Source organism: Tardiphaga sp. 20_F10_N6_6, from assembly GCF_052076045.1.
Lineage (GTDB): Bacteria > Pseudomonadota > Alphaproteobacteria > Rhizobiales > Xanthobacteraceae > Tardiphaga > Tardiphaga robiniae.
Genome location: NZ_CP197239.1, coordinates 704,447 through 728,747 on the forward strand (window position 1 = coordinate 704,447; position 24,301 = coordinate 728,747).

At 62.6% G+C, this 24,301-nt stretch carries 20 protein-coding genes and 1 tRNA gene; 8 read left to right on the top strand and 13 right to left on the bottom strand.

Annotation, left to right across the window (positions count from 1 at the left end):
- Positions 1-122: 122 nt before the first annotated feature.
- The gene (gene queA, locus AB7813_RS03260; RefSeq protein ID WP_439063823.1) at positions 123-1,205 is read left to right on the top strand and encodes a tRNA preQ1(34) S-adenosylmethionine ribosyltransferase-isomerase QueA; all 1,083 of its coding nucleotides are present in this window, start codon (positions 123-125) and stop codon (positions 1,203-1,205) included.
- Entirely contained in the window at positions 1,202-2,335 is a 1,134-nt protein-coding gene (gene tgt, locus AB7813_RS03265; protein WP_439063824.1) for a tRNA guanosine(34) transglycosylase Tgt, read from the top strand. The genes queA and tgt overlap by 4 nt, the downstream gene beginning before the upstream one ends.
- A gap of 99 nt (positions 2,336-2,434) precedes the next feature.
- Here the strand turns inward: tgt and lpxD are convergent, their stop codons facing one another.
- Positions 2,435-3,478 carry a UDP-3-O-(3-hydroxymyristoyl)glucosamine N-acyltransferase gene (gene lpxD / locus AB7813_RS03270; RefSeq protein ID WP_439063825.1) on the bottom strand — a complete coding sequence of 348 codons (1,044 nt, stop codon included), beginning with the start codon at positions 3,476-3,478 and terminating at the stop codon, positions 2,435-2,437.
- Positions 3,479-3,924: 446 nt separating this feature from the next.
- Positions 3,925-4,140, bottom strand: a complete 216-nt coding sequence (locus tag AB7813_RS03275; RefSeq protein WP_068730943.1) for a hypothetical protein — start codon at positions 4,138-4,140, stop codon at positions 3,925-3,927.
- 344 nt (positions 4,141-4,484) lie between these two features.
- Between AB7813_RS03275 and AB7813_RS03280 the strand changes: the two genes are divergently transcribed.
- Positions 4,485-4,724, top strand: a complete 240-nt coding sequence (locus tag AB7813_RS03280; protein ID WP_068730761.1) for a BrnA antitoxin family protein — start codon at positions 4,485-4,487, stop codon at positions 4,722-4,724.
- 22 nt (positions 4,725-4,746) lie between these two features.
- Here the strand turns inward: AB7813_RS03280 and AB7813_RS03285 are convergent, their stop codons facing one another.
- The 8 genes from AB7813_RS03285 to AB7813_RS03320 all read right to left on the bottom strand — a co-directional run bounded on the left by AB7813_RS03285 (position 4,747) and on the right by AB7813_RS03320 (position 12,848).
- Positions 4,747-6,177 carry a caspase family protein gene (locus AB7813_RS03285; protein WP_439061585.1) on the bottom strand — a complete coding sequence of 477 codons (1,431 nt, stop codon included), beginning with the start codon at positions 6,175-6,177 and terminating at the stop codon, positions 4,747-4,749.
- A gap of 129 nt (positions 6,178-6,306) precedes the next feature.
- Positions 6,307-7,185 carry a DMT family transporter gene (locus tag AB7813_RS03290; protein ID WP_439083482.1) on the bottom strand — a complete coding sequence of 293 codons (879 nt, stop codon included), beginning with the start codon at positions 7,183-7,185 and terminating at the stop codon, positions 6,307-6,309.
- A 221-nt stretch (positions 7,186-7,406) separates the two neighbouring features.
- The gene (locus AB7813_RS03295) at positions 7,407-7,904 is read right to left on the bottom strand and encodes a hypothetical protein (protein WP_349768808.1); all 498 of its coding nucleotides are present in this window, start codon (positions 7,902-7,904) and stop codon (positions 7,407-7,409) included.
- 22 nt (positions 7,905-7,926) lie between these two features.
- On the bottom strand, positions 7,927-8,286 hold the full coding sequence (locus AB7813_RS03300; protein WP_068730757.1) for a hypothetical protein: 360 nt from the start codon (positions 8,284-8,286) through the stop codon (positions 7,927-7,929).
- Between the two features lie 189 nt (positions 8,287-8,475).
- Complete coding sequence (locus tag AB7813_RS03305; RefSeq protein ID WP_089264406.1) at positions 8,476-9,063, bottom strand: formyltransferase family protein; 588 nt, start codon at positions 9,061-9,063, stop codon at positions 8,476-8,478.
- A gap of 73 nt (positions 9,064-9,136) precedes the next feature.
- Positions 9,137-9,211, bottom strand: a tRNA-Lys gene (locus AB7813_RS03310).
- 191 nt (positions 9,212-9,402) lie between these two features.
- A complete protein-coding gene (locus AB7813_RS03315; RefSeq protein WP_439083481.1) occupies positions 9,403-12,072 on the bottom strand; it encodes a glycosyltransferase in 2,670 nt (889 codons plus the stop codon).
- A gap of 200 nt (positions 12,073-12,272) precedes the next feature.
- Positions 12,273-12,848, bottom strand: coding sequence for a beta-1-3, beta-1-6-glucan biosynthesis protein (locus AB7813_RS03320; RefSeq protein ID WP_309943919.1), 576 nt, complete (start codon positions 12,846-12,848; stop codon positions 12,273-12,275).
- Positions 12,849-13,050: 202 nt separating this feature from the next.
- Between AB7813_RS03320 and AB7813_RS03325 the strand changes: the two genes are divergently transcribed.
- Positions 13,051-14,718 carry a beta-(1-6) glucans synthase gene (locus AB7813_RS03325; protein WP_439089202.1) on the top strand — a complete coding sequence of 556 codons (1,668 nt, stop codon included), beginning with the start codon at positions 13,051-13,053 and terminating at the stop codon, positions 14,716-14,718.
- On the opposite strand, the gene AB7813_RS03330 is transcribed toward AB7813_RS03325, so the two are convergent.
- Together AB7813_RS03330 and AB7813_RS03335 are read right to left on the bottom strand one after the other, a co-directional pair.
- Complete coding sequence (locus AB7813_RS03330; RefSeq protein WP_068730752.1) at positions 14,678-15,058, bottom strand: hypothetical protein; 381 nt, start codon at positions 15,056-15,058, stop codon at positions 14,678-14,680. The two genes, AB7813_RS03325 and AB7813_RS03330, sit on opposite strands and share 41 nt — an antisense overlap.
- 122 nt (positions 15,059-15,180) lie before the next feature.
- Positions 15,181-16,428: a hypothetical protein gene (locus AB7813_RS03335; RefSeq protein ID WP_439083480.1), complete on the bottom strand. Its 1,248-nt coding sequence runs from the start codon at positions 16,426-16,428 to the stop codon at positions 15,181-15,183.
- Positions 16,429-16,599: 171 nt separating this feature from the next.
- On the opposite strand from AB7813_RS03335, the gene glmU reads away from it, so the two are divergent.
- The 4 genes from glmU to AB7813_RS03355 all read left to right on the top strand — a co-directional run bounded on the left by glmU (position 16,600) and on the right by AB7813_RS03355 (position 21,139).
- Positions 16,600-17,952 carry a bifunctional UDP-N-acetylglucosamine diphosphorylase/glucosamine-1-phosphate N-acetyltransferase GlmU gene (gene glmU / locus AB7813_RS03340; protein WP_439083479.1) on the top strand — a complete coding sequence of 451 codons (1,353 nt, stop codon included), beginning with the start codon at positions 16,600-16,602 and terminating at the stop codon, positions 17,950-17,952.
- A gap of 16 nt (positions 17,953-17,968) precedes the next feature.
- Positions 17,969-18,145 carry a hypothetical protein gene (locus AB7813_RS03345; protein WP_439083478.1) on the top strand — a complete coding sequence of 59 codons (177 nt, stop codon included), beginning with the start codon at positions 17,969-17,971 and terminating at the stop codon, positions 18,143-18,145.
- A 245-nt stretch (positions 18,146-18,390) separates the two neighbouring features.
- Entirely contained in the window at positions 18,391-20,217 is a 1,827-nt protein-coding gene (glmS, locus tag AB7813_RS03350) for a glutamine--fructose-6-phosphate transaminase (isomerizing) (RefSeq protein ID WP_120289834.1), read from the top strand.
- A gap of 148 nt (positions 20,218-20,365) precedes the next feature.
- On the top strand, positions 20,366-21,139 hold the full coding sequence (locus AB7813_RS03355; RefSeq protein WP_374725664.1) for a DUF502 domain-containing protein: 774 nt from the start codon (positions 20,366-20,368) through the stop codon (positions 21,137-21,139).
- Between the two features lie 974 nt (positions 21,140-22,113).
- Here AB7813_RS03355 and recG read toward each other — a convergent pair.
- On the bottom strand, positions 22,114-24,219 hold the full coding sequence (recG, locus tag AB7813_RS03360) for an ATP-dependent DNA helicase RecG (RefSeq protein ID WP_441227883.1): 2,106 nt from the start codon (positions 24,217-24,219) through the stop codon (positions 22,114-22,116).
- Positions 24,220-24,301: the final 82 nt, after the last annotated feature.

A 24,301-nucleotide genomic window follows, 5' to 3' on the forward strand; every position in this document is an offset into this window, starting at 1 on the left:
CGGGCAGCGCGAAGCGAACTTCGCTAGTTGTCCCGGGCATCGACGTTTTATAGGCATCAACACCAAGACGTGGATGGACGGGACGAGCCCGGCCATGACGGAGTGGGAATAACTACAAACCCATGCGTACCGATATCTTCGATTTCGAACTTCCCGCCGAGAACATCGCGCTGCGGCCTGCCAGCCCGCGCGACGCCGCGCGGCTACTTGTCGTTCAGCCGGGTATCGGCGTGCAGGATCATGTCGTATCGGATCTGCCGACCTGGCTGAAGCCCGGCGATCAGCTGGTCGTCAACGACACCAGGGTTATCTCGGCGCAACTCACCGGCCGTCGTATTGGCCGCGAGACCGAACCGAAGATCGATGCGACGCTGATCAAGCGCCTCGACAATTCGCGCTGGCAGGCGCTGGTACGGCCTGCAAAGAAGCTCGTCGAAGGCGATACGGTGCGCTTCGGCAATGAAGGCCGCGTCTGCCTGCTCGGACATCTCGACGCTCAAGTCGAGCACAAGGGTGATGCCGGCGAAATCATCTTCTCTTTCTCGTTTCACGGCCCGGCGCTGGATCAGGCGATCGCTGAACTCGGCGCGCCGCCGCTGCCGCCTTACATCGCCGGAAAACGCGCTCCGGACGAGCGTGACACGGCCGATTATCAAACCATGTTCGCCGCCAATGACGGCGCCGTCGCCGCACCGACGGCGGGACTGCATTTCACGCCGGCACTGGAAGCCGCTCTGAAGGCGCGGGGCGTCGGCCTGCATCGCATCACGCTGCATGTCGGAGCAGGGACGTTCCTGCCGGTGAAGGTCGACGACACCGCCGAGCACAAGATGCATTCCGAGTGGGGTACGATCTCGCGCGCAACGGCGGATGCGTTGAACGCAGCGCATGCGGCCGGCGGACGCGTGGTTGCCGTTGGCACGACCTCAATGCGTCTGCTGGAAAGCGCGACGTCCGAGGACGGCGTTATTCATCCATTCGCCGACGAGACTGCGATCTTCATCACGCCCGGCTATCGTTTCCGCGCCGTCGATATCATGCTCACGAATTTCCATCTGCCGCGTTCGACGCTGTTCATGCTGGTCTCTGCCTTTGCCGGCATGGATACGATGAAGCAGGCCTATGCCCATGCCATTGCGACCGGCTATCGTTTCTATTCATACGGCGACGCCAGTCTGCTGTTTCGGGACACACGCAATCAATGACCGTCGCCAATCATTTTGAACTGCTGCGCACTGACGGCACGGCACGCAGGGGCCAGCTGACAACGCCGCATGGTGTGGTGCGCACACCGGCCTTCATGCCGGTCGGCACGCTCGGTGCGATGAAGAGCCTGCACTGGCGCGACGTGCGCGATGCCGGTGCAGATATCGTGCTGGGCAATACCTACCATTTGATGCTGCGCCCCGGCGCAGAACGCGTCGCGTCGTTCGGTGGCCTGCAGAAATTCACCACCTGGAACGGTCCGATGCTGACCGACTCCGGCGGTTTCCAGGTGATGTCGCTGGCGCAGCTCCGCAAGGTGACGGAGCAGGGCGTCACGTTCCGCTCACATATCGACGGTGCGAAGTTCGAACTGACCCCGGAACGGGCCATCGAGATCCAGCGGCTGCTGAATTCGGACATCGCGATGCAGCTCGACGAATGCGTGCGGCTGCCCGCCGAACACGCCGACATCGACCGCGCCATGCAGCTGTCGCTGCGCTGGGCCGAACGCTGCAAGCGCGCCTTCGAGACGGCGCCTGAAGGCTATATGCTGTTCGGCATCGCACAGGGCGGAGATGTGCCGGAACTGCGCCGCGCCAGCGCGCAGGGGCTGATCGATATCGGCTTTCATGGCTATGCGATCGGCGGTCTTGCCGTGGGCGAACCGCAGGCGGTGATGCTGGCGATGATCGAGGAGGTGGTTCCGATCCTCCCCTCGGACCGGCCGCGTTATCTGATGGGTGTCGGCACGCCGGATGATATGCTGGAAGCGGTGGCGCGCGGCGTCGACATGTTCGACTGCGTGATGCCGACTCGTAACGGCCGCCACGGCATGGCCTTCACACGTCACGGCCAGATCAATATGCGCAATGCGCGGCATCAGGACGATCCGCGGCCGCTGGACGAAGAGAGCACCTGGCCGGCCGCGCGAGACTATTCGCGCGCCTATCTGCATCATCTGGTGCGATCAGGTGAGACCCTCGGCGCGATGCTGCTGTCTGAAATCAACATCGCCTATTACCAGAGCCTGATGCAGGGTATCCGCGCAGCCATCGAGGCCGGAACGTTCGAAGAGTTTCGGGCGCATACGCGTGAGGGCTGGGCACGCGGCGACATTCCGCCGCGGTAACCAGAGGTCAACTAGGTCGCCTTCACCGGTTCCGACTTCACCGGCCAGTCGATCATCCGTGCCTCGGCCGGCAGCCAGGTCCGGTGGTTTGCAGGTTCATCAATCGTTTGTCTCGCGGTCACCGGCCGCAAGCATTTCCATGGCCTTGTATTGCCGGAAAAACCTGCGGCTGGGCCGGGCTGGAAATCCTGCCCATCGCTCTCCTGCGGGCACGTCGCGCGTGACGCCGCTTGCGCCGGCTATCTGTGCGCCGTCGCCGATTGTCAGATGAGGAGCAATTCCAGTCTGGCCGCCTATTGCAACAAAACTCCCGAGAGTTGCGGACCCGGCAATTCCGACTTGCGCGGCGATGAGGCAGTGCCTGCCAATCGTCACGTTGTGGGCGACTTGTACGAGGTTATCGAGCTTCGTGCCTTCGCCGATAAACGTGTTACGGGTCGACCCGCGATCGATGGTCGTGTTTGCGCCTATTTCGACGCAGTCCTCAATAATGACGCCTCCGACCTGGAGAATTTTTATATGTCCGCCTTTGTCGGGCACGAATCCGAAGCCGTCCTGCCCGATCGATACGCCTGGATGGACAATGACGTGATTGCCGACGGTTGCGTGCGCAATGATAGCGCCGGCGCCGACTGAGCTATGGCTCCCGATGGTGACGTCTGGACCGATCACGACGTTTGACCCGATATAAGTGCGTTCACCGATCCTGGCCCGGGGACCGATCACTGCGCCGGGATCGATGGTAACCCCGCAATCGATGATGGCCGAAGCATGAATCGTCGCGTTTGGAGAAATGCCGTCGGTCTCGAAAAGTGACCCTGGGATAGCCGCCCCTGGATAGAGCAGGGCGAGGATTCTCGAGTAAATCAAATATGGCTGAGGTGTCACAAAAGAGTAGGTCTCCTTTGGAACGGACGCGCTGAAGCGCGGGGAGACGAGACAAGCGCCCGCATTCGTCTGCCTCAAGGCCTCAAGATACTTGTGATTGTCCATATAGCTCAGCTCGCCGCGACGCGCTGTCTCTAGCGCTGCTCCAGCCGAAATGAGGAAATCCTTTGTAACAAAAAGTAAGCCCGCGATGCCCGCGACCTCACTTGCAGCGATCGTGCGCTTAGGCACGAAGAAGGGAATTTGACCGGTCATGACCGACTCCAGTGCGGGTATCCCCTCGACCCGAGAGACGGCCTCTCCGCTGTAGACCCGACAGCTGGTTAGCACGGCTTGGGAACGTCAGAAATGGCGAAGGTGTGACTGCGGCGTGGTCGTTACTTGGTGCACGCGTGACGGTGCAAATCGTTTGCGCAGATTGCTGACCTTGACGCGTGCCGATGCTGCGCCGACGCGGACGCCGGTCGAGACGATATGCTGAGCCTCGGCGCGAGCGGCTGCTTTTGTTTGGAGCGTCAATGACGCATGGGCGATACTGGCTGCGTTCGCCTTACTGGGCGTTTGGGTTGTGCCATTTGCGTGGAAGGCAGCAGCCCTCGACGGGCAAGCAGAGGCACGGTGAATGTGATAGTCACAATCGGTGACTTCCTCGGATCGCGGAGCAATCCAAGATCGGTTCACGCGGGTCGGCGCGAACAGCGCTAGTTGCAGACCGTCCGGCGAAAGGCGTGCTTGGTCACAAAACCATAGCCGCATGTATCGCAGGTCCAGAGATAGCTGACGACGTCATCGGTGAGAAAGGCCGACGCCTCGGCAGCAATCATCGAGTCGGCACAAACGGGGCAGGTCGGAAGATCGCTGCCACGCGGCGCGGGATGGGACGTTTTGGTCGTACGGACTTCAGCTGATGCTGACATCGTGACCTCCTTCGTCGTCTCATCGGACATGACACGATCCTAATCCGATTTGTTTGACCGTGTCGCAACACAAATGCGTTGCTTTGAAGTTTTTTAAGTCAGCGCATGTTTGCGCCGCAGCGCGGTCACCTTTGTGCAACGCCACGTGCGTCACGGAGAATGCGCCTGTTACGATGAATGACATTTGTAAAATTTGCTGACATTGCCGGTCGTGCAGCAGAGGCGAGTAGCTGCCACATCGCGCCCTTGTGTGGACGCATCTTCGGCGAGACCGTGGAAGCGATTGTGCAGCCGCTCAGCGGGCGCTATCTGTCGACGGCAATGTTGGAAGGAATCTGACCGAGATGGCACAGCCCCCGCGACGCCCGCGCACGCTCCAGGATGCCCGCACCGAGGCGGAGGCGGCGTTCAAGAAGACGACCACCAAACCGGTCGAGGCACCGGTCGCTAAGGCCGCCGTTCCCGGCGTGCGCGAACTGGTGTCGCTGCGGATCGATCAGGACGTGCTGGAATATTTTCAGCAGGACGGACCGGGCTGGCAGGACCGCATGAACGACGCGCTGCGCAAGGCGGCAGGCAAGTAAGCTGCCGCTTTAGGTAGCGGGCCTAGCGGTTGAGGAAGCCGCCAACCACGCCGCCGATGAACCGGCCGGGACCGGCGGGATCGATGGCCGGGGCGGGGGCGGGCGCAGCCTGGCGCCGGACCACGGGCGCTTCCTCATAGGTCTGCTGTTGTACCTGGCGGCGCACCGGCTTCGGTGCGGGTGCCGGTTCCTCCTTCAGCGCGACGACCTCGGTGAGCAGTGCGGCATGCTGCACCTTGTTGAGATAGCCCGACGTCGGGTAACCGCGTGCCGCCTGCCACCGCGTGATCACGCCACGGGTCCCGGCATCGAAGCTGCCGGTCGCCTGGGTGTCGAAGCCAAGGCCATTGAGGCGGCGCTGCACGTCGCGCCGCTTGACCTTGTCGAGGCCGATCTTGTCCTCGGTGAGCTGGTTGGCTTCCTCGGTAAACACGGCCTTGTCGACGCCCGGCGCAGCGGTACGCGGCGCGGTGGCGGCTTCCTGTAGCGCGGCGATACGGGCGAGGGCGAGCGGCTTGAACTGGCCGTTCGGGTACATCGAGATGTAGGCGTTCAGTTCCTCCGGCCGGTTGGAGTCCTTGATCGAGCGCCAGAACTCAAGCTCGACATCGGAGCCGGCGGTGGCCGCCGCGGGCATGGTGGCGGTGGGGCTGGCCGCGGCAACGGCGACCTGCGCCTGCACGTCCGGATTGAGATAGACTGCGCCGATCAGATTGGTGTGGCCCCAGGGCAGCTGGCCTTTGTTGGTTTCGTCCTGCACCTGTGCGCGCACTTTCGTCATCGCCTGCTGGATCTCGGCGCCGGGCGTGGTGATGTTGTTGAGCAGCGCGCGGGTGAACGGGCTGTTGCTTCCACTCTTGCCGTCGAGGGCGGTCTGGCCGGGGCTGGTGGCGAATGCGATCAGCGTGCCTTCGCCGGATTTCATCTCCGCAAGGCCGGACGACACCGCGACGCTGCGCGTGGCAGATCCGCTGGAGCGGATCTTGGCGGCAAACGGATTGTCGCGGCAGGCATCGAGGAATACCAGCTTCACCTTGGCATCGCCCATGGTCTGGTCGAGGGTGGTCTCGACATTGATCGCTGCGCCGAGCTTGACGTCCATCTCCGACTTCAGATTGGCATCAATCGGCAAAAGGTAGTTGATGTTGTTCACCGAGATACCGTGGCCGGCATAGAAGAACACCGCGACATCGGCGCCCTGCGCCTTGCGGCCGAAGTCGAGCAGCTTTTCGGTCATGCCGTCGCGCGTCAGGTTCGATCCTTCGATGACGTCGAAGCCGACATTGCGCAGCGCGCTGGCCATGGCCTTCGCGTCGATCGGCGGGTTCGGCAACGGATCGACATTCTTGTAGCTGCCATTGCCAACGACGAAAGCGACGCGCTTGTCGGCAAGCGCTACATCCGCGCTGAACAGGATGGACAGCGCAGACAGGGCAAAAGCGAAATGGCGCACGATACGATCTCCCCCACGAATCCGGTCATTCGACCCTAGACACATTGGGAAAAGTACCAATTGCGGGCGTGCGCCAAAATGTCGAGACACGCACTCGGAGAATAAAATCGAAAAAGGGAACCCGATGCGTCAGGCCGCCGCACGCACCGGCGGTCGATCGGTACTGAGCAGGTTCAGCGTGTTGCCGGCGAGAATGAGAGCTGCGCCGAGCAGTGTGAACATGTCGAGCCGTTCAGAGTATAGTAACCATCCGATGGTGGCACTGAGTGGTACGCGCAGAAAGTCCATCGGCACGACCACCGTCGCATCGGCATAGAGCATCGCGCGCGCCATGCAGAAGTGAGAGAACGTCCCGCAGAAGGCGACCACGACAAGCCAGCCCCAGACATAGGCCGATGGCCACTGCCAGGAGTATAGCGCGGGGAAAACGCCGGCCGCCGACTGCACCACGATCATCCAGAAGATGATCTTCAGCGCGCTGTCCGTGCGCGTCAGTGACTTGATCAATGTGATCGAGATGCCGAAGCCAAACGCGGCGGCTAGCGCAATCAGCTGACCGGGATTGACGACGCCCGTGGTCGGGCGAACGATGACGATCACGCCGATCAGGCCGAGCACGATGGCGACGATCTTCCAGAGCGTCATGCGCTCGCCGAGAAAGAACGCCGCCATGATCGCGATCCAGATCGGCATGGTGAACTCGATGGAGACGAGCTGGCTCAGGGGAATGAGCGTGAGTGCGTAGAACCAGCCGAGCTGCGCGCCGTAATGCACGAGGTTGCGCGACACATGCGCCAGCGGCCGTGTGGTCTTCATGGCGCGAAAGCCGCCGTTGAAATACAGGATCGGCAGCAGCATGACGAAGCCGAAGACGGACCGGATCTCCATCACCTGGAAGACATTGAGTTCGCGCAGCGTCTCGCGACCGCCGATGGCGACGAACAGCATCAGAAGCAGCCAGCCGGACATCCACAGCGCGGCGCGGGCCTTCGACGGGGGGCGATCCATAATCCCTGAGAACCAGTTTCTTGCGCTGCAATGATTCACGCAGCGGTGTCAGCCTTAGAACTGGCTCTATCGGCGACATCGCCGGGCTTTGCAACGGACGAATCCGGTGGGGCTGCGTTGCGAGAGATCGTGCGGACGCTCTCAGGCAGAGGATATATCGGCAAAACAAAACCCCGGCTGTTTGAAACAACCGGGGTTCGAATTCCAAACGTGCGGAACGATCAGCTGCGGCTGAGCGAAATGCTGGCGCCCCTGAACTGGCCTTCGGAGGTGATCGAGACCTGCTGCTTGTTGCCGGTCGTCGTCAGGATCAGCTTCGCGCTGAAGGCTGGCGAGGAAACGTCAACATTGAACTTGCCGGCGGTTGCCCGACCCTCGAGCGACCCTGTCACGCCGCGGGTCGTCTCAGCCCAGCTGCCAGACAGCTCGCCGCCTCTGGACTTCACGTCGCTCTTCAGTTCGAACTTGTAGCTGTCGCTGGCGCAGAGCAGGGACTGGTTCAGTCCCGCGCCGTCGCCGCTCACGGCATAGGTCGCCTTGCAGCGAATGCGCTCCTTGGAGCCGTCCTCGAGCGAGATCGTCCCGTTACCCGACCATACTCCGGCCATACCGGCGAACGGCGCTGACTGGGCATATGCCGACGCAGACGTCAGACCGAGCGTGGCGCAGAGCACCGCCGTCCGAACGAGCGAACGCGGAGAGGTCGAGGTAGGCATCATGGGGAGCATTCCTGGTTGGGGATTACTGACGCGAAGCTTCCCACCGGCCGCTGCAGGGGACGCCGCCCGAGGCGCCGTTCCACTTGCCCGATCCGGTGTTGCCGGACAACTGGCCGTTGGCGAAAGCAGGTCCGATCGACACGCGCACGGTGCCTTCGCGGCCAACCTTGCCGTTGACGTCGGCGCCGGGCGCAGTGATGCGGCCTTCGGTGACGGTCAACGGATAGCGAGCTGTCGGCTCGCAGCTGCCGGTCTTGGTAACGATGGTCACATTCCAGAGCCCGTCATAGGCATTGTCGGCTGCGAATGAAGGAGCCGAAATCAACGCTGCGCTGGCAATCAGCGAAACGGACAAGGCGGAACGGATGCGGTCAAAACGCATTGAATCAAATCCTCGATGTTGTGATGGCCACCTTATTGGGGGGTAATGTGTCCAAAATTTGCTGCGTTGCCGCATAGACCCAAAACAACTCACGGGATGCAAGCCGCGACGGGCAAATTGGTTCCCTTTATTGACAGATTTGGTTGATTCGGGCGGGTTCCGGCGCCTTTTTAACCATTTTTGAGGCTTCTAGGCCAGTTTTGGCGCATTGGTTGCGAATTGCTCGTCCTGGTAGGTTGCGGGCAAGCGCTTGTGGACAGTCGCGAAGTCCACGACCTCGCCGAGCAGCTTGAGGCCCAGCGGCGCCAACGCGCGCTCCCAAAGTTCGCGAGCAGTTTCGCCTTTTTTCACGAAGCACCATTCCTGCGCGGCGATGGCGCCACCGTCCATGACATCGGCAAGGTGATAGATGGTGCCGCCGGCGATCGGATCGCCTTCCTTGATGGTCCATTCCACGGCAGCGATGCCACGGTGACGGGGCAACAGTGACGGATGGTAGCCAATGCCGCCAAGGCTGGCTGCGGCGAGCGCATCCTTGCCGATGCGGGCGTGGCTGTGCGCCGTGATGATCAGCTCGGTGCCCTCGGCGATCTCGGAGGCCACGACGAGCTTCGGATTGGCCTGGACTGTCACCGGGATGCCGGCAGCCTTGGCGGCTGCGGCGAGACGGTCCTCGGCATCTGCAACCACCACGGACGCGATCTCGACGTTGTGGGTCTTCAGCATATCGAGGGTCGTGACGCCGAAGTGTTTGGAGCCGACGAGGGTAATCCGCATGTTCGATTGTCCGGTGTTCAGAGGCTGATGATGGTGTGAAAACCGGAAGTTCCGGCGTGGCTCATTGCGGCGATGGTGGGCGGGGAGGGGATCGAACCCTCGACCAGTCGATTAAAAGTCGAATGCTCTACCACTGAGCTACCCGCCCTAAAGTGCCGTATTGACGAAGCTAAACGGAGGAAACCGACCCTTGCGGGGCGCGGTGAGGCCGATCAGCCACGGCCGCGATGGCGCCCGCAATGCAGCGTATCGCGTGACCGGCTGTGTAAAAGGCGGGTCCGCCGGGGTCAAGGGCAGGGCTTGATGTTATGGACATGAACCGCGCCCCATTGGCGCGGTTCAGTTTGCTTCGCGCTGGGCCTCGGGACGGGACACGTCGATCGGCGGCATCGCCACCGGGCGAAGGCCGATCAGCTCGGCCGTGCGAACCGTCGTGTTGCGCCACCACTGGAAGTCATTGGCGCGCGAATTCTCCAGAATGGCAATCATCACTGCTGACAAGAACGGCAGGCTCTGCAGCACCAGCACGCCGGCGAAGATGTAGATCTCGGTGACCTGCTTGGAGTTGTTGGAGAACACCAGCACGCCGCAGCTGATCAGCAGAAGCACTCCGATCACGGCTTCCCAGAAGGCCTGGAATTCGATCGACATGGTCGACTTGCCGCCCTTGGAGGTCACGGTGAAGGGCAGGTGATCCTTGATCAGGCCATCGGCGACGGCGCGCGACACCGTCCACTGCACCGACATGGCGGCGATCATCGCGCCCAGCATCTGCCACAGGCCGATCTTCACGCGCAGCCTGTACAGGACGATGAAGTGCGCCAGCGAGATCACGAAGGAGGCGATGATCGGCAGCGTCAGGATCTTGTCGGGGATGGCGATATCGGCGAAGGCGATGATCGGCACCCAGATGATGTTGAGGATCGCCACCACGACGCCGAGGCTTTCGGCGCCGAGCCAGTTCAGCCAGCCCATGCCGAATTCGCGCTTCTGGTCCTGGGTCATGCGGCTCGCGCCGGGCATGAAACGGCGCCAGTGCTTCTTGATGATCTGGAAGCCGCCATAGGCCCAGCGATGACGCTGTTTCTTGAACGCCTCATAGGTGTCCGGCAGCACGCCGTAGCCGTAACGTTCCTTTGTGTAATGCGTCAGCCAGCCATGCTGCATGATGGCGAGGCCGAGATCCGAGTCCTCGCAGATGGTGTCGCCGGCCCAGCCGCCCGCCATGTCCATCGCGGAGCGACGAATGAGGCACATGGTGCCATGGACGATGATCGCATTGGCCTCGTTGCGCTGGACCATGCCGATGTCGAAGAACCCGGCATATTCGCCGTTCATGATGTAGTGCATCAGTGAACGGTCGCCGTCGCGGTGGTCCTGCGGCGCCTGCACGAGGCCGACGCGCGGATCGTTGAAGGCTGGGACGAGATCCTTCAGCCAGTTCGGCTCCACCACATAGTCGGCGTCGATGATGCCGATCACCTCGGCATCCGCCGCGGTGCGGTCCATGGCGATGCGCAGCGCGCCGGCCTTGAAGCCTTCGACCTTCTCCGCATTGATGAAGATGAACCGCTCGCCGAGCATGCGGCAATGATCCTGGATCGGCTGCCAATAGGCCGGATCCGGCGTGTTGTTGATGATCACCACGCATTCGAAATTCGGATAGTCGAGCCGGGCAACCGCATCCAACGTCAGCTTCAGCATGTCCGGCTGTTCGCGATAGGCCGGAATGTGGATCGAGACCTTCGGGTATTTCTGCTCGGCGTCTGCAGCGGCACGCAGCTTTTCGCTGCGTTCGGCTGTCAGCAGCCGCAATGGCTTCCGGCCGAAGGCGATGGCCGCAATCTCCTCGATGCGCGCCAATGCGATCAGGAGCAGCGGGATCAGCAGGATGCAGCCGAGTGAGAGGGCGAAGGCCGATCCCCAGACGAAATAGTGGGTCTGCTGATAGGCGAAGATGGTTGCCGCCCAGGCGCCAACGGCATTGGCTGCGGTCGAGAGCACGAGAGCCTGCATCGCTGTCGCGCCAACGATCTGCAGGATCGGCAGCGACAGCAGGATGCCAACCAGAACCGCAATACTGGCGTTCTTCCAGTGGTCCGGATCCACGACCGGACCGGTCCATGGGAATTTCGGTTCCCGCGAGGCGTTGAGAACGCCCCAATAGGGGCCGACGCCGCCTTCGAAGAATTTCCAGGGCTGATCGATGGCTTCGACGATGTTGTAGTCCATGCCGATCGCTTCAGCGCGGGTCACGAAGTTGCGCAGCACGACGGCCTGCTTGAACGGGCCGGGCACGGCCCTGCGCAGATTGTAGCCTTCACTCGGCCAGCCGAATTCGGCGATCACGATGCGCTTGCCGGGAAAGGTCTCGCGCAGGACGCCGTAGAGATGAACGGCCTGGTCGACGGCCTGGGTGTCGGTGAAGTTTTCCCAATAGGGCAGGATGTGCGCGGCGATGAAGTCCACCGACGAGGCGAGCTGCGGATTGTCGCGCCAGATGTTCCAGATTTCGCCGGTCGTGACGGGAACCGTGACCTGGCGCTTTACCCGGCGGATATATTCGACGAGGTCCTCGAGCTTGAGTTCATCGCGATACAGCGTTTCGTTGCCGACCACGATGCCGATGACATTCGGGTTCTTCTTCGCAAGCTCAACGGCGGAGGCAATTTCACGCTCGTTGCGATCCGCGTTCTTGTCGATCCAGGCGCCGACGGTGACCTTGAGGCCGAACTCGTTGGCGATGGCGGGTACCATTTCGACGCCGCCGGTCGACGAGTAGAGACGGATCGCGCGCGTGATCGTCGACAGTTTCTTGAGGTCGGCGCGAATCTTCTCGACGGTCGGAATGTTGTCGACGTCGGGATGCGCCGTGCCCTCGAACGGCGCATAGGAGAGGCTGGGAATCATGCCCTTGAAATCGGGAGCTTCCTGCTTCTCGCGCAATACGCCCCATAGGGCGGCATGAACGGCGGTCACGAACAATAAAACGGCGACGACAGCGCGCATCGCAACTGAACCATAACGGGGCGAGCGTGGCCGGGAAGCGGACCCGTCCCCGAGGTCCGACCAGTACAACGGTAACGGAGACTATATCCGCCACACGAATTAACAACTCATACGCTGCCGTGGCCTTTTGAGGGCGGCACCATTATTCAAATGCGATTAGGTGCCGCCAGCTGAATGCCGCCTGAACAGAGCGCGCCACATTACTTCGGCGTTTCAGCAGGCGGTTTGGCGTCCGGCTGCGGAGCGGCCGCCGGCGCTGCGCCGCCACCGGCAGGCGCAGGCGTTGCCGGCTGGCTCAGCGCGGCAGGCTGCGGCTGCGCGTTCGGATTGATCCAGCAGCCGTGGACGCGGCTGTTGAGACTGTCCGCAATTTTCGGATCGATCAGCGGGCCGAATTTGACCAGGCAGCGGAACGTTGCCTGCACATGACCGCCGGGACAGCCGAATCGGTCGTAGAGATCGAGGTGACGGAACGCGGTGTCGAGATCGTCGCGCCACATCAGCACCACGACGCGGCGGCCAAGCCAGACGCATTCAGGATTGCCGGCAGGACCATTGATCGCCTGGGTCGCCTCGACAAATTCGTCGGATTTCTTCTGGCTCTCACGGGCAACGTCGGCAGGCGTCACGGGCGCATTTGCCGCAGGCTTCTGATCCTGTGCGCGAACTGGGCCGCTCTGGGCCAACGCGCAGCCAACACCCAGCAGCAGAGCAAGGCCTGGAACGGCGAGACAACGCAGAACCGCAGATTGGAACCCGAACACCAGTCGACGCATAAAGTCCCCGATAAGTTGGCTGCCAGGCAGTTCTGACGCCCTCGCCAGATGCCGTTCAAATGGGCCCCCAATACGGCGGGGACCACGGCTGAATCCCATGACGGACATTTTTGATTTTGTCCAGCAACGCCGGAAGTTTGTCTGATTTTCGTGGCGTGTCGGGCCGACAAGTCCGTGATTGCCGGCATGACGCACTTGGCAGATTGGCGATGACCGGCTAATCGACGGACGACTTTGGAGGACGGAACCAATTTCCACCCGCACGCCGCTGGCGCTTCTCATCCTTTCCCTTGGTACGATCGCAGCGGTTTGGTGGTGGCTCGCCACGCCGGTCACGCTGGTGCGCGCGCCGATTGATCCTGCCGCCAAACTGGAATGCGTCTCCTATGCGCCGTTCCGTGGTGAGCAGACGCCGTTGAACTCGACCGCCGTTATTCCGGCGAGCCAGATTGCCGAGGACATGGCGCAACTGGCCGGGATCACCAAATGCGTGCGGACCTATTCGATCGATAACGGCCTCGACCAGGTGCCGGAGCTTGCGGGCAAGGTCGGACTGAAGGTCATTCAGGGCGTCTGGCTCGGCAGCAACCGGCTCAAGAACCTGGCGCAGATCGCCGGCGTCGTGGATCTCACCAAGCGCTTTCCGAACGTGATCAGCAGCGTGGTCGTCGGCAACGAGGTGCTGTTGCGCGGCGAGATGACGGCTGCCGATCTCGTCGGCAATATCCGCTCGGTGAAGGCGCAGGTCGGCAAGATCCCCGTGACCTATGCCGATGTCTGGGAGTTCTGGCTGAAGAATCGCGAGATCTATGACGCGGTCGATTTCGTCACGATCCACATCCTGCCCTATTGGGAGGACTTTCCGATTCGCGCGAAGAGCGCCGCCGCCCATGTGGACTCGATCCGCAAGCGTCTCGCCGTGGCGTTTCCATCCAAGGAAATCCTGATCGGCGAAACAGGTTGGCCGAGTGCCGGGCGGATGCGCGATGGCGCGTTGCCGTCGCGCACCAACCAGGCACGGGTCGTGTCCGAAATCCTCGATCTGGCCAAGCGCGAGGGATTTCGTGTCAATCTGATCGAAGCCTATGACCAGCCGTGGAAGCGCGACCTTGAAGGTACAGTCGGCGGCTATTGGGGCCTGATCTACGATCAGCCGCGCGAATTGAAGTATCCACCGGGCGTTCCGATTACCAATTATCCGTCGTGGAAGCTGCAGATGGGGCTCGGCATGGGCCTGAGCTTCCTGGTTTTCGTGACGGGCATGTTGACGCTTCGTCGACGGCCATGGTCGCCGCGTCTGTCGGCCTGGCTGACCGTTGCCGTATCGGCCACGGTAGCCGGCATCCTGCTGGGCGTTGCCGCAGACAAGCTGATCTATGAAAGCTATGGCGTCGGCCGCTGGATCCAGTGGAGCGCGCTGCTGGCTGCCGGTGTCGCGTCGCCGCTGCTGTGCGCCTATGCGACGATGTCCGGCCGCTCGCTACCGACCTTCCTCCAACTGGTCGGGCCGAGCCGGTTCCTGGCCCGTTCGTGGTCGACCGTCCTGCTCGGGATGACCCTGGCTGTGGCGGCGCTGATCGGCGCTGAGACCGCGCTCGGTTTCGTGTTCGATCCGCGTTACCGCGACTTTCCGTTCGCGGCGCTGACCATGGCGGTGGTGCCGTTCGCGGGACTGATGGCCGTCAACCGTCCGCAGGAAGGCGTACGGCCGATCGCCGAGTCGGTGTTTGCCGGAGTGCTCGTGCTGTCGGCCGTGTATATCGGCTTCAACGAAGGGCCGGATAACTGGCAGTCGCTGTGGACCTGCGCGATCTATCTGCTGTTCGGCATCACGCTGTGGCAGGCGCGGGCCGTGCAAAGCCCAGAATAAGCAGGCCGATCGCGATGCCCGACAGGGCAACGTTGTAGAGCACGATCCCGAAACCGGCTGCGATCAGTGCGACGGTGATCAGCACGATCGACGGCCGCAGCAGATTCAGCGTCGCAATGACGATCGCGGCGATGCCGAACACCGAATTCTTGAACAGATAGGTCATCACCAGCCGGCTCTTGCACAGGGTGCTCTGCAGGCCGGCGTCGCAGGCGAGCGCCGTCGTCGACAATTCGATAGCCAGATAACGCAGATAGATGGCGTAGCCGACGGACAGGAAGCCGACGATGAGAAGCCATTGCACCTGACGGGCGGTGAGCTTGAACGGATCTTTTTTCATGCGGAAACCATGGTTCAAAACGCTGTGCGGAACAACCCGGCATGCGGTCGCGGTGAGAGGTCGGACCTAGATAACACTTTAGCCGCGCACGCCAAGAGATTGAAAATATGATCTTTTGGTCCTTAGCGCAGCCCCAGGAACGAGGTCAGCGACGATTGTGGCTTGGGCGGCGCAACTTCTTCAACGGGCTTGGGCGGCGGCGCTTGTTCGGTGCGCTCCTGTGGCTTCGGCGCGGCGCGCCTGCGTGGCGCCGGTCTGGCTGGTGCAGGCGCAACTTCCGCGGGCGCCGTCTCGGCCTTCATAGCAAGCCGCTGACCGTCGAAGATCGACGTCTCGCAGGGCCGGCTGCTCTCGGTTAGCACGGCGCAGATCTTCGCGGCGGCTGCAGCATCGCTGAGTGGACCGGCGACGAGGCGCAGTTGCATTCCGAGTCCGGTCGGGCGTTCCTTCACCATCATGATTGGGCGCAGTCCGTTCAGCGCGCGTGACTTGGACATACCGCGCCAGATCGCGCGCAGGCCGTCCACCGAATTGGCGCCGCCGATATCAACGCCGAACTCCGTGCGCGCAACCGGCGTCGCAACGGCCTCGACGACTGTGGGGGTGGGCTCGGTCGCGGCCGGTTGGACCGATGCCGTTGTCTCCGGAGCGGCCGGAGGAGCTTCGATGGTCGGCGCCGGTTCGCTCAATTTGGCGGCCGCAGCGTCGGGCGGCGCCGTCATCGATTTCCATGCAACGAGCGGCGCAGAGGCTGGTGGATTGATTGTCGATGAAGCCGCTACTTGCGCCGGTTTGGCGGCTGTCGTTTCGGCAGGCGGCGCGATGATAGCCACGGGACCGATGACCGGCGTCGACGGAATGCTCGGAAGCTCTGCCACCGGCTTTGGCTCGGTGGCTGCAGGCGGGGCGACGACGGATGCGGAGGCAGGTGGCTGCGGCGCTGGTGCTGGCGTCGTTGTGGCGGCTGTTGGCGTTGGAATGGTCTGCCGCTTGATCGATCCGGTGACTGAATCCAGGCCCTGTTCGACCGAGGTAACGCGGGCATAGAGCCGGTCGCGGTCGCTGTTCAGCGTCTCGATGGCCAGCGTCAGGCGCCGGGCCTCGGCCTGGGTCTCCTTTGCAACGAACTGGATCTGCTGCGACTGCCGCGCGAAGGTATCGGATGTGGCGACCTGATCGCGGCGCAACCGGACCTGCGACTGGCTGGCCAGAATGGCAACCACCACCGCGCCCACGGCGGCAACGCCCCAGGAGCCCAGCCGCCACATCATGCGGCGGTCGACCTTGTCTTCCTCAGCCAGAAATCCGGTCAGCCAGCCGCGATGCTCGGCTGAGAGAGTATCGGCCCACTTGTCGTGCTTATCCGCCATTCGACGTCTGCGTCGCCCCATCGCCCCTGCGAATCACAGTTCAACATTATCAGGAAACCGGCGGGAACCTGAGGTTGTCGGGCCACACGGCGAGCCAAACCGGTTTCCAGATTGGCCCAAAACCATTTAAGACGGCCGCGGCGCATGAGCGTCGCCACAACGGGGATTCGGATGACGGGCAGAACCAGCCTCACCATCGTGCTCGCGGCCGGCGAGGGAACGCGGATGCGGTCCTCGACGCCGAAGGTGCTGCATCAGGTCGCCAGCCAGTCGCTGCTGGGCCATGTGCTCGCGGCGGCGCCTCATGGTGCAGGCTCTGCGCTGGCCGTCGTTGTCGGTCCCGATCGTCAGGACGTGGCGGATGAAGCCAGACGGGTGCGGCCCGATGCCGCAACATTCGTTCAGCACGAGCGTCTCGGCACCGCCCATGCCGTGCTGGCGGCAAAGGACGCCATTGCAAAGGGCGCGGACTATCTGCTGATCGCCTTCGGTGACACGCCGCTGATTTTGGCCGAGACGTTCGAGCGTTTGCGTGCGCCCTTGGCTGCAGGCGCTGCGCTGACCGTGCTCGGCTTTCGCGCGGCCGATCCGACCGGTTATGGCCGGCTCCTGGTCGAAGCTGATCAACTGGTCGCGATCCGTGAACATGCGGATGCCACACCGGCCGAACGCAAGGTGGATCTCTGCAATGCCGGAGTGATGGCCTTCGCCGGCAAGACCGCGCTCACGATCATCGAGCAGATCGGCACGTCCAACAGCAAGGGCGAATACTATCTCACCGACGCCGTCGAGATCGTGCGCAGCATGGGCTTGCGGGCGAGTGTGATCGAGACCAGTGAGGATGAAGTCCGCGGCATCAACACCAAGGCGCAGCTCGCGGAAGCCGAAGCGATCATGCAGGCGCGGCTGCGCAAGGCTGCGCTGGATGCGGGCGTAACCATCGTCGCACCGGAGACCGTGCATCTCGCTGCCGATACGACGTTCGGCAACGACGTCACCATCGAGCAGTATGTGGTGATCGGGCCCGGCGTCAGTATCGCCGACGGCGCTGTCATTCACGCTTTCTCGCACATCGTGCAGGCGGCCATCGGCAAGAAGGCCTCGATCGGTCCTTACGCACGCATCCGGCCGGGAACGTCGGTCGGCGAGGGGGCGCGCATTGGCAACTTCGTTGAGGCCAAGGCGGCCATTCTGGAAGCGGGCGTGAAGGTCAACCACCTGACCTATGTCGGCGACACGCATATCGGCGCCGGCGCCAATATCGGCGCAGGCACGATCACCTGCAATTACGATGGTTTCAACAAGCACAAGACGGTCATCGGCGCCGGCGCCTTTGTCGGCTCGAATTCGTCGCTGGTCGCACCAGTGAGGATCGGGACCGGCGCTTACATCGGTTCGGGCTCAGTGATCACCCGCGATGTGCCGGACGATGCGCTTGCGGTAGAGCGCAACGAAGTGTCGATGAAGGAAGGCTGGGGCAAACGCTTCCGCGACAAGAACGCGGCGAACAAGAAGCCGAAGTGAGCGCGCGGTGTTCTCGATGACGTCAGGTCACTGGGGTCTTCAGGTGCCAACCACGGCGGATAGGGCGCTTGGCGACAATTTCTTCCTGCGGCGTATGGGGCTCGGCGACATGCGGTTTGACCGCAATATCACGCTGCGGCGGCGGCCAATGCGCCAGTTTGCTCTGCGACATCTCGACATGTCGCAGCCGTGATCCGGCGATCGATCGGGGGGCTCTCGGGTCTCGCTCCTCCCACATGGACGTCTACTCCGGTCAGGGGTAGATGCTTTCGCAAACACGTTGATGGTTTGTTAAACGCGTCGCGCAAAATGCCCCTACAACCGCGGTAACTTGTCTCAATCGGCAATAATTATTGAGTAACAGTCGATTTGCGATTCTCGCTAAGAGAGTTCCAGTATTTCTGGGCAATTTGATACCACTTGGAGAGATAACCCCGCATGTGCGGCATCGTCGGAATTTTGGGACGTGGTCCGGTTGCTGACCAGATCGTGGACTCGCTGAAGCGCCTCGAATATCGCGGCTACGATTCCGCTGGCGTCGCCACGCTGGAAGGCGCGCATATCGATCGCCGCCGCGCCGAAGGCAAGCTGAAGAATCTCGAAGCCAAGCTCGGCAAGTCGCCGCTCGCAGGTCATATCGGCATCGGTCACACACGCTGGGCGACGCATGGCAAGCCGACCGAAGCCAACGCGCATCCGCACGCCGCCGAAGGCGTCGCGGTCGTGCACAACGGCATCATCGAGAATTTCCGCGAATTGCGCCTCGAGCTCGAAAAGGGCGGCGCCAAATTTGCCAGCGAGACCGACACCGAAGTCGTCGCGCATCTCGTCAGTTTCTATCTGCAGAAGGGCGCATCGCCGGTCGAAGCTGTGAAGCAGGCGCTGCCGCGCCTGAAAGGCGCGTTCGCATTGGCTTTCGTGTTCAAGGATCACGACAACCTGATGATCGGCGCCCGCAAGGGCTCGCCGCTTGCAGTCGGCTATGGTGACGGCGAGATGTATCTTGGCTCCGACGCGATTGCGCTGGCGCCGTTCACCGACGACATCAGCTATCTCGAAGACGGCGACTGGGTGGTGCTGACCCGCAAGGGCTGCGAGATCCACGATGAATCCGGCAAGGTCGTGAAGCGCGACGTGCTGAAATCCGGCGCGTCGGCCTTTATGGTCGACAAGGCCAACTATCGCCACTTCATGGCCAAGGAAATTCACGAGCAGCCGGAAGTTGTCGGTCACACGCTGGCGCGTTATGTCGATCTGGCGAACGAGCGCGTTGCGCTGCCGATGACGCTGCCGTTCGACTTCAAGGACATCCAGCGCATTTCGATCACCGCCTGCGGCACTGCGAGCTACGCGGGTTTTATCGCTAAATACTGGTTCGAACGCTTTGCGCGCGTGCCGGTCGAAGTCGATGTGGCATCTGAATTCCGCTATCGCGAAGCGCCGGTACGCAAGGGCGATCTGGCAATCTTCATCTCACAGTCCGGCGAGACGGCCGATACGCTGGCAGCGCTGCGTTACGCCAAAGAGCAGGGCATGCACACGCTCGCTGTCGTCAACGTCACGACCTCGACGATCGCGCGCGAGAGCGAGACCGTGATGCCGACGCTGGCTGGTCCGGAAATCGGCGTGGCCTCGACCAAGGCTTTCACCTGCCAGCTGATGGCGCTTGCGACGCTTGCGATCGCAGCCGGCAAGGCCCGCGGCGAGCTGTCCGACGCCGACGAAGCCAAACTGGTTCACGGTCTCGTCAAGGTCCCCCGTCTGATGACCGACGCGCTGACGCACGAAGCTGCGATCGAGAAGCTGGCGCGCGACATCGCCAAGTCGAAGGACGTGCTTTATCTCGGCCGTGGCACCAGTTATCCGCTGGCACTGGAGGGCGCGCTGAAGCTGAAGGAAATCTCCTACATCCATGCCGAGGGCTATGCGGCCGGCGAACTCAAGCACGGCCCGATCGCGCTGATCGACGAGACCATGCCGGTGGTCGTGATCGCGCCTTATGACCGGGTGTTCGACAAGACCGTGTCGAACATGCAGGAGGTCGCAGCGCGCGGTGGCAACATCATTCTGATGACCGACGCCAAGGGCGCGGAGGAGGCCACCGTGGACTCCATGGTGACCATTGTGATGCCGGACATGGACGCAGCCTTCACGCCGCTGGTCTATGCCGTGCCGGTGCAGTTGCTCGCCTATCACACCGCCGTGGTGATGGGCACTGACGTCGACCAGCCCCGCAATCTGGCCAAGTCGGTCACGGTGGAATAGGCCGGCGAGGCGGCAAGATTGTCGCAGGCGGCCGGTTTGGCCGCCTGGCGCCGCCAAGTGGCTTCCCCCGCACTGGCGAAATCCTGCTAGGATACCCATAAGGACTGACGGCGCGGTTTCGCGCGCCGCGCCAGATGGATTTGAAACGCTGATGGAACGCCCCGATTTGCCGTTGACCCCGCCCGTTGGCGACCCGCCGCCCGAGGCGCCGCGCGGCTTCATGGCCCGGATCCGCAACTATTTCCTCACCGGTCTGATCGTTGCCGGTCCGGTCGCGATTACCTTTTACCTCACTTGGTGGTTCGTCACCTGGGTCGATGCAATCGTGCGGCCGCTGGTACCGGAGGCCTATCGGCCCGAACAGTACCTGCCTTACGGTATTCCGGGCTCCGGCCTGATCGTCGCTTTCGTGGCGCTGACCCTGCTGGGTTTCCTCACCGCCAACCTGATCGGCCGCTCGCTGGTCGATCTCGGCGAGAACCTGCTCGGCCGCATGCCGGTGGTGCGCGCGATCTATCGCGGGCTGAAGCAGGTGTTCGAGACGCTGTTCTCGGGTTCGGGATCGAGTTTCCGTAAAGTAGGCCTCGTCGAGTTTCCGTCGCCGGGCATGTGGTCGATCGTGCTGATCTCGCAGCCGCCGAGCACCGAAGTCGCGAAGAGCCTGCCGGGGCAGGAGGAGCACATCTCAGTGTTCCTGCCCTGCGCGCCGAATCCGACGACGGGATTCTTCTTCTATGTACCGAAAAGCAAGATCATCGACATCGACATGTCCGCTGAGGATGCCGCGACGCTGATTATGTCGGCGGGCGTCGTCCAGCCAGGTTCAGATTCGCAGAAGAAGATCGCAGCATTGGCGCAGATGGCAACGGCAGCGGGTATCGCGAATGCTCCGCCAGCGAAGCAGCCAGCACAGGTGGATTGAGGCACCACGGCTTTGTTGATGGGATGAGCGTCTTCGCGAAACCTATCAATCGATGCCTCGTAACGCTCTCGGTCGTCATGGCCGGACTTGTTCCGGCCATCCACGCCTTGCTGTGGACGTCGCCAAGGCGTGGATACCCGGCATGCGCCGGGCATGACGGCGTTTGGTTTGGCGTTCGCGCGTCACGCTAGTTCAGATTCAACTGTCAAACAGCCACTGCGCTTCAGACATGCGTCATCACCCCCATTGTTTGCGGCGCGGGGGCGCCGTCGTCCTTTGCATTCCCACCCTCTTGTGAGAGGGCGTGCGGAACGCCAGGTGCCCGTTGCACCCTTGGGCCTGATGCGATGCGGTCTTCCGCAATTGAGAGTGCATCAGGACTTTCGGAGGCGCCGAGCCAGTGCCCGACGTTCCGCCTGCGGTGTTTTTTCGGTTGCTTGCACTTTGCCTCGACGAACGCGCCGATCGCGAATTAAAGTCCCAAGGCGATGGGAAGGGAGCCTCAAGCGAGTAAGCCGAACGCGTTTTGACTTGGTCGTCCGTCACACTGTCCAGGGGTCTTTCCATCCCAAGGCCGGCCGTCTCCTTGCCAGTGGCAGTGCTGGCGCAGATCCGTCCTGCCCGAAGACAGACGTCCCCCATGAACCGCGTGACGCCGCATCTCCGGCGTCCACCGCATCCCACCCCGCGAACGTGACGATCGCGATCGCCCCTCTCGGTGGGGCAGGACAGAGGGGAATATAAACCTGATAGGGATGGCGTCAATGGAGGGTAGGAAAAAATGTTTAGCGCTGTCTTGCCGCCCCATACTGTCATTCCGGGGCGGCTGCGCGCCTTCGCGCAGGCGAACCCGGAATCCCAGCATGGGAGTCTCTAGTCAGCGCCAAACACTCTGAGATTCCGGGTTCGCACTACGCGGCTGCGCCGCTTCCTGCGCCCCGGAATGACGATGGACACTTTGGGATTTCCGGCGGCTATCCGGCACCGATCAGCGGGATCGCCTCGTCGCGTTCATAGAGATACAGCAAGCACCGCAGCGCCTCGCCGCGCTCGCCCGTGAGTTTCGGATTGTCCTGCAGGATCCGCAGCGCTTCGTCGCGCGCCTGCGTGATCAGCTGTGCATGAACCTCCGACCGCGCGATGCGGAAGCCGGGCATGCCGCTCTGACGCGTTCCCAATACGTCGCCTTCGCCGCGCAGCTTGAGGTCTTCCTCGGCAATGCGAAAACCGTCAGTGGAGTCCTTGATCACCTTGAGGCGCTTGGTGGCGATCTCGCCGAGCGGCTCGCGATAGAGCAGGAGGCATGTGGACGCCTCGGAGCCGCGCCCGATACGGCCGCGGAGCTGATGCAACTGCGCGAGGCCGAAACGCTCGGCATTCTCGATTACCATGATGGTGGCGGCGGGTACGTCGACACCGACTTCGACCACCGTGGTGGCGACGAGGATCTGCGTCTCGCCGGCAGCGAAGCGCGCCATCGCCGCATCCTTTTCAGTGCCTTTCATCCGGCCATGCACGATCCCAACCTTGTCACCGAACCGCTGCTGCAGGCTCTCGAAGCGCTCTTCCGCATTGGTGAGTTTCGGGCCGTCCATTTCGGACTCTTCGACCAGCGGCACGATCCAGTAGATCAGCTTGCCGTTGTCCACCGCGCGGCCGATGCCGTCGATGACGTCCTGCAGCCGGCTCGCCGACATGGTGCGGGTCTCGATCGGCTGACGGCCGGCGGGCTTTTCGCGCAGTTCGGAAATGTCCATGTCGCCGAAATAGGTCAGCACCAGCGTGCGTGGGATCGGCGTCGCCGACAGCACCAGCACATCCACCGCGCTACCCTTGTTGGTCAGCGTGAGACGTTCGCGGACGCCGAAGCGGTGCTGCTCGTCGACCACGGCCAGTGCCAGCGCCTTGAATTCGACGTCGTCCTGAATGAGCGCATGCGTGCCGACAATGAAGTCGATCTCGCCGGCGGCGAGCCGCGCCAGGATATCCTTGCGCTCGCGGCCTTTCTCGCGGCCGGTGAGGATGGCGACGCGCAGGCCCGCGCGCTCGGCCAGCGGCGTGATGGTCTTGATGTGCTGGCGCGCGAGAATTTCCGTCGGCGCCATCAAGGCTGTCTGCTTGCCGACCTCGGCGGCGGCCGCAGCGGCAAGCAGCGCCACGACGGTCTTGCCCGAGCCGACATCGCCTTGCAGCAGCCGCAGCATGCGCAGCGGCTTGGTGAGATCATCGGCAATGGCTGCGGTCGCCTGCTGCTGCGATTGCGTCAGCGCATAGGGCAGGGCGTCGATGATCTTGCGGCGGATGTGGCCATCGCCAGCATTGCGATCGCCGGCGGGACGACGGAGCTGCGCGCGCACCAGCGCCAGTGCCAGTTGGCCGGCGAGCAATTCATCGAAAGCGAGACGCGACCAGAACGGCCCTTCCGGCAGGACGTCAGTGATCTCGAGCGGGATATGGACGCGCTGCAACGCCTCCGCCAGCGACGGGAACTTGCAGCGCCGGATCACTTCCGGGCTGATCCATTCCGGCAGCGCCGGCAGCTTGGTCAGCGCCTGCGCGATGGCCTTACGCAGTGAGGTGATGGCGAGGCCCTGGGTCAGTGGATAGACCGCGTCGATGCCCGTGAGTTTGGCGAAGCCTTCCTCGTCGACCACGCGGTCGGGATGGGTGATTTGCAGCATGCCGTCGAACAGCTGTGTTGTGCCGGAGACGTAGCGCTTCTCGCCGACCGGCAGCAGCTTTTCGATCTGGCCCGGATACGTCCGGAAATAGGTCAGGATCACCGTGCCGGTGTCGTCATGGGCATAGACCAGATGCGGCGCGCGGGAACGGCCGGGCGGCGGTTCGCGATGGCGATCGACAATGACTTCGAGGGTCACCATGGCGCCGATCTCGGCCTCGTTGATCTTCGGCCTGTCGCGGCGGTCGATCACGCTCACCGGCAGATGCAGCAGCAGATCAACGATGCGCGGCGTCTCGGCGCGGTCCAGCAGGAAGCGCAGCAGCTTGTCCTGCTTCGGCCCGATGCCCGACATGCTGGTGACCGGGACGAACAGGGGATTGAGCACTTCAGGGCGCATCAGGACGACTCAGGTGGCCAGCACGGCGAGAGAGCTACGGTATTTGCGAGACTTGGATGCATTTCAAGGCGAAAGCAATGCG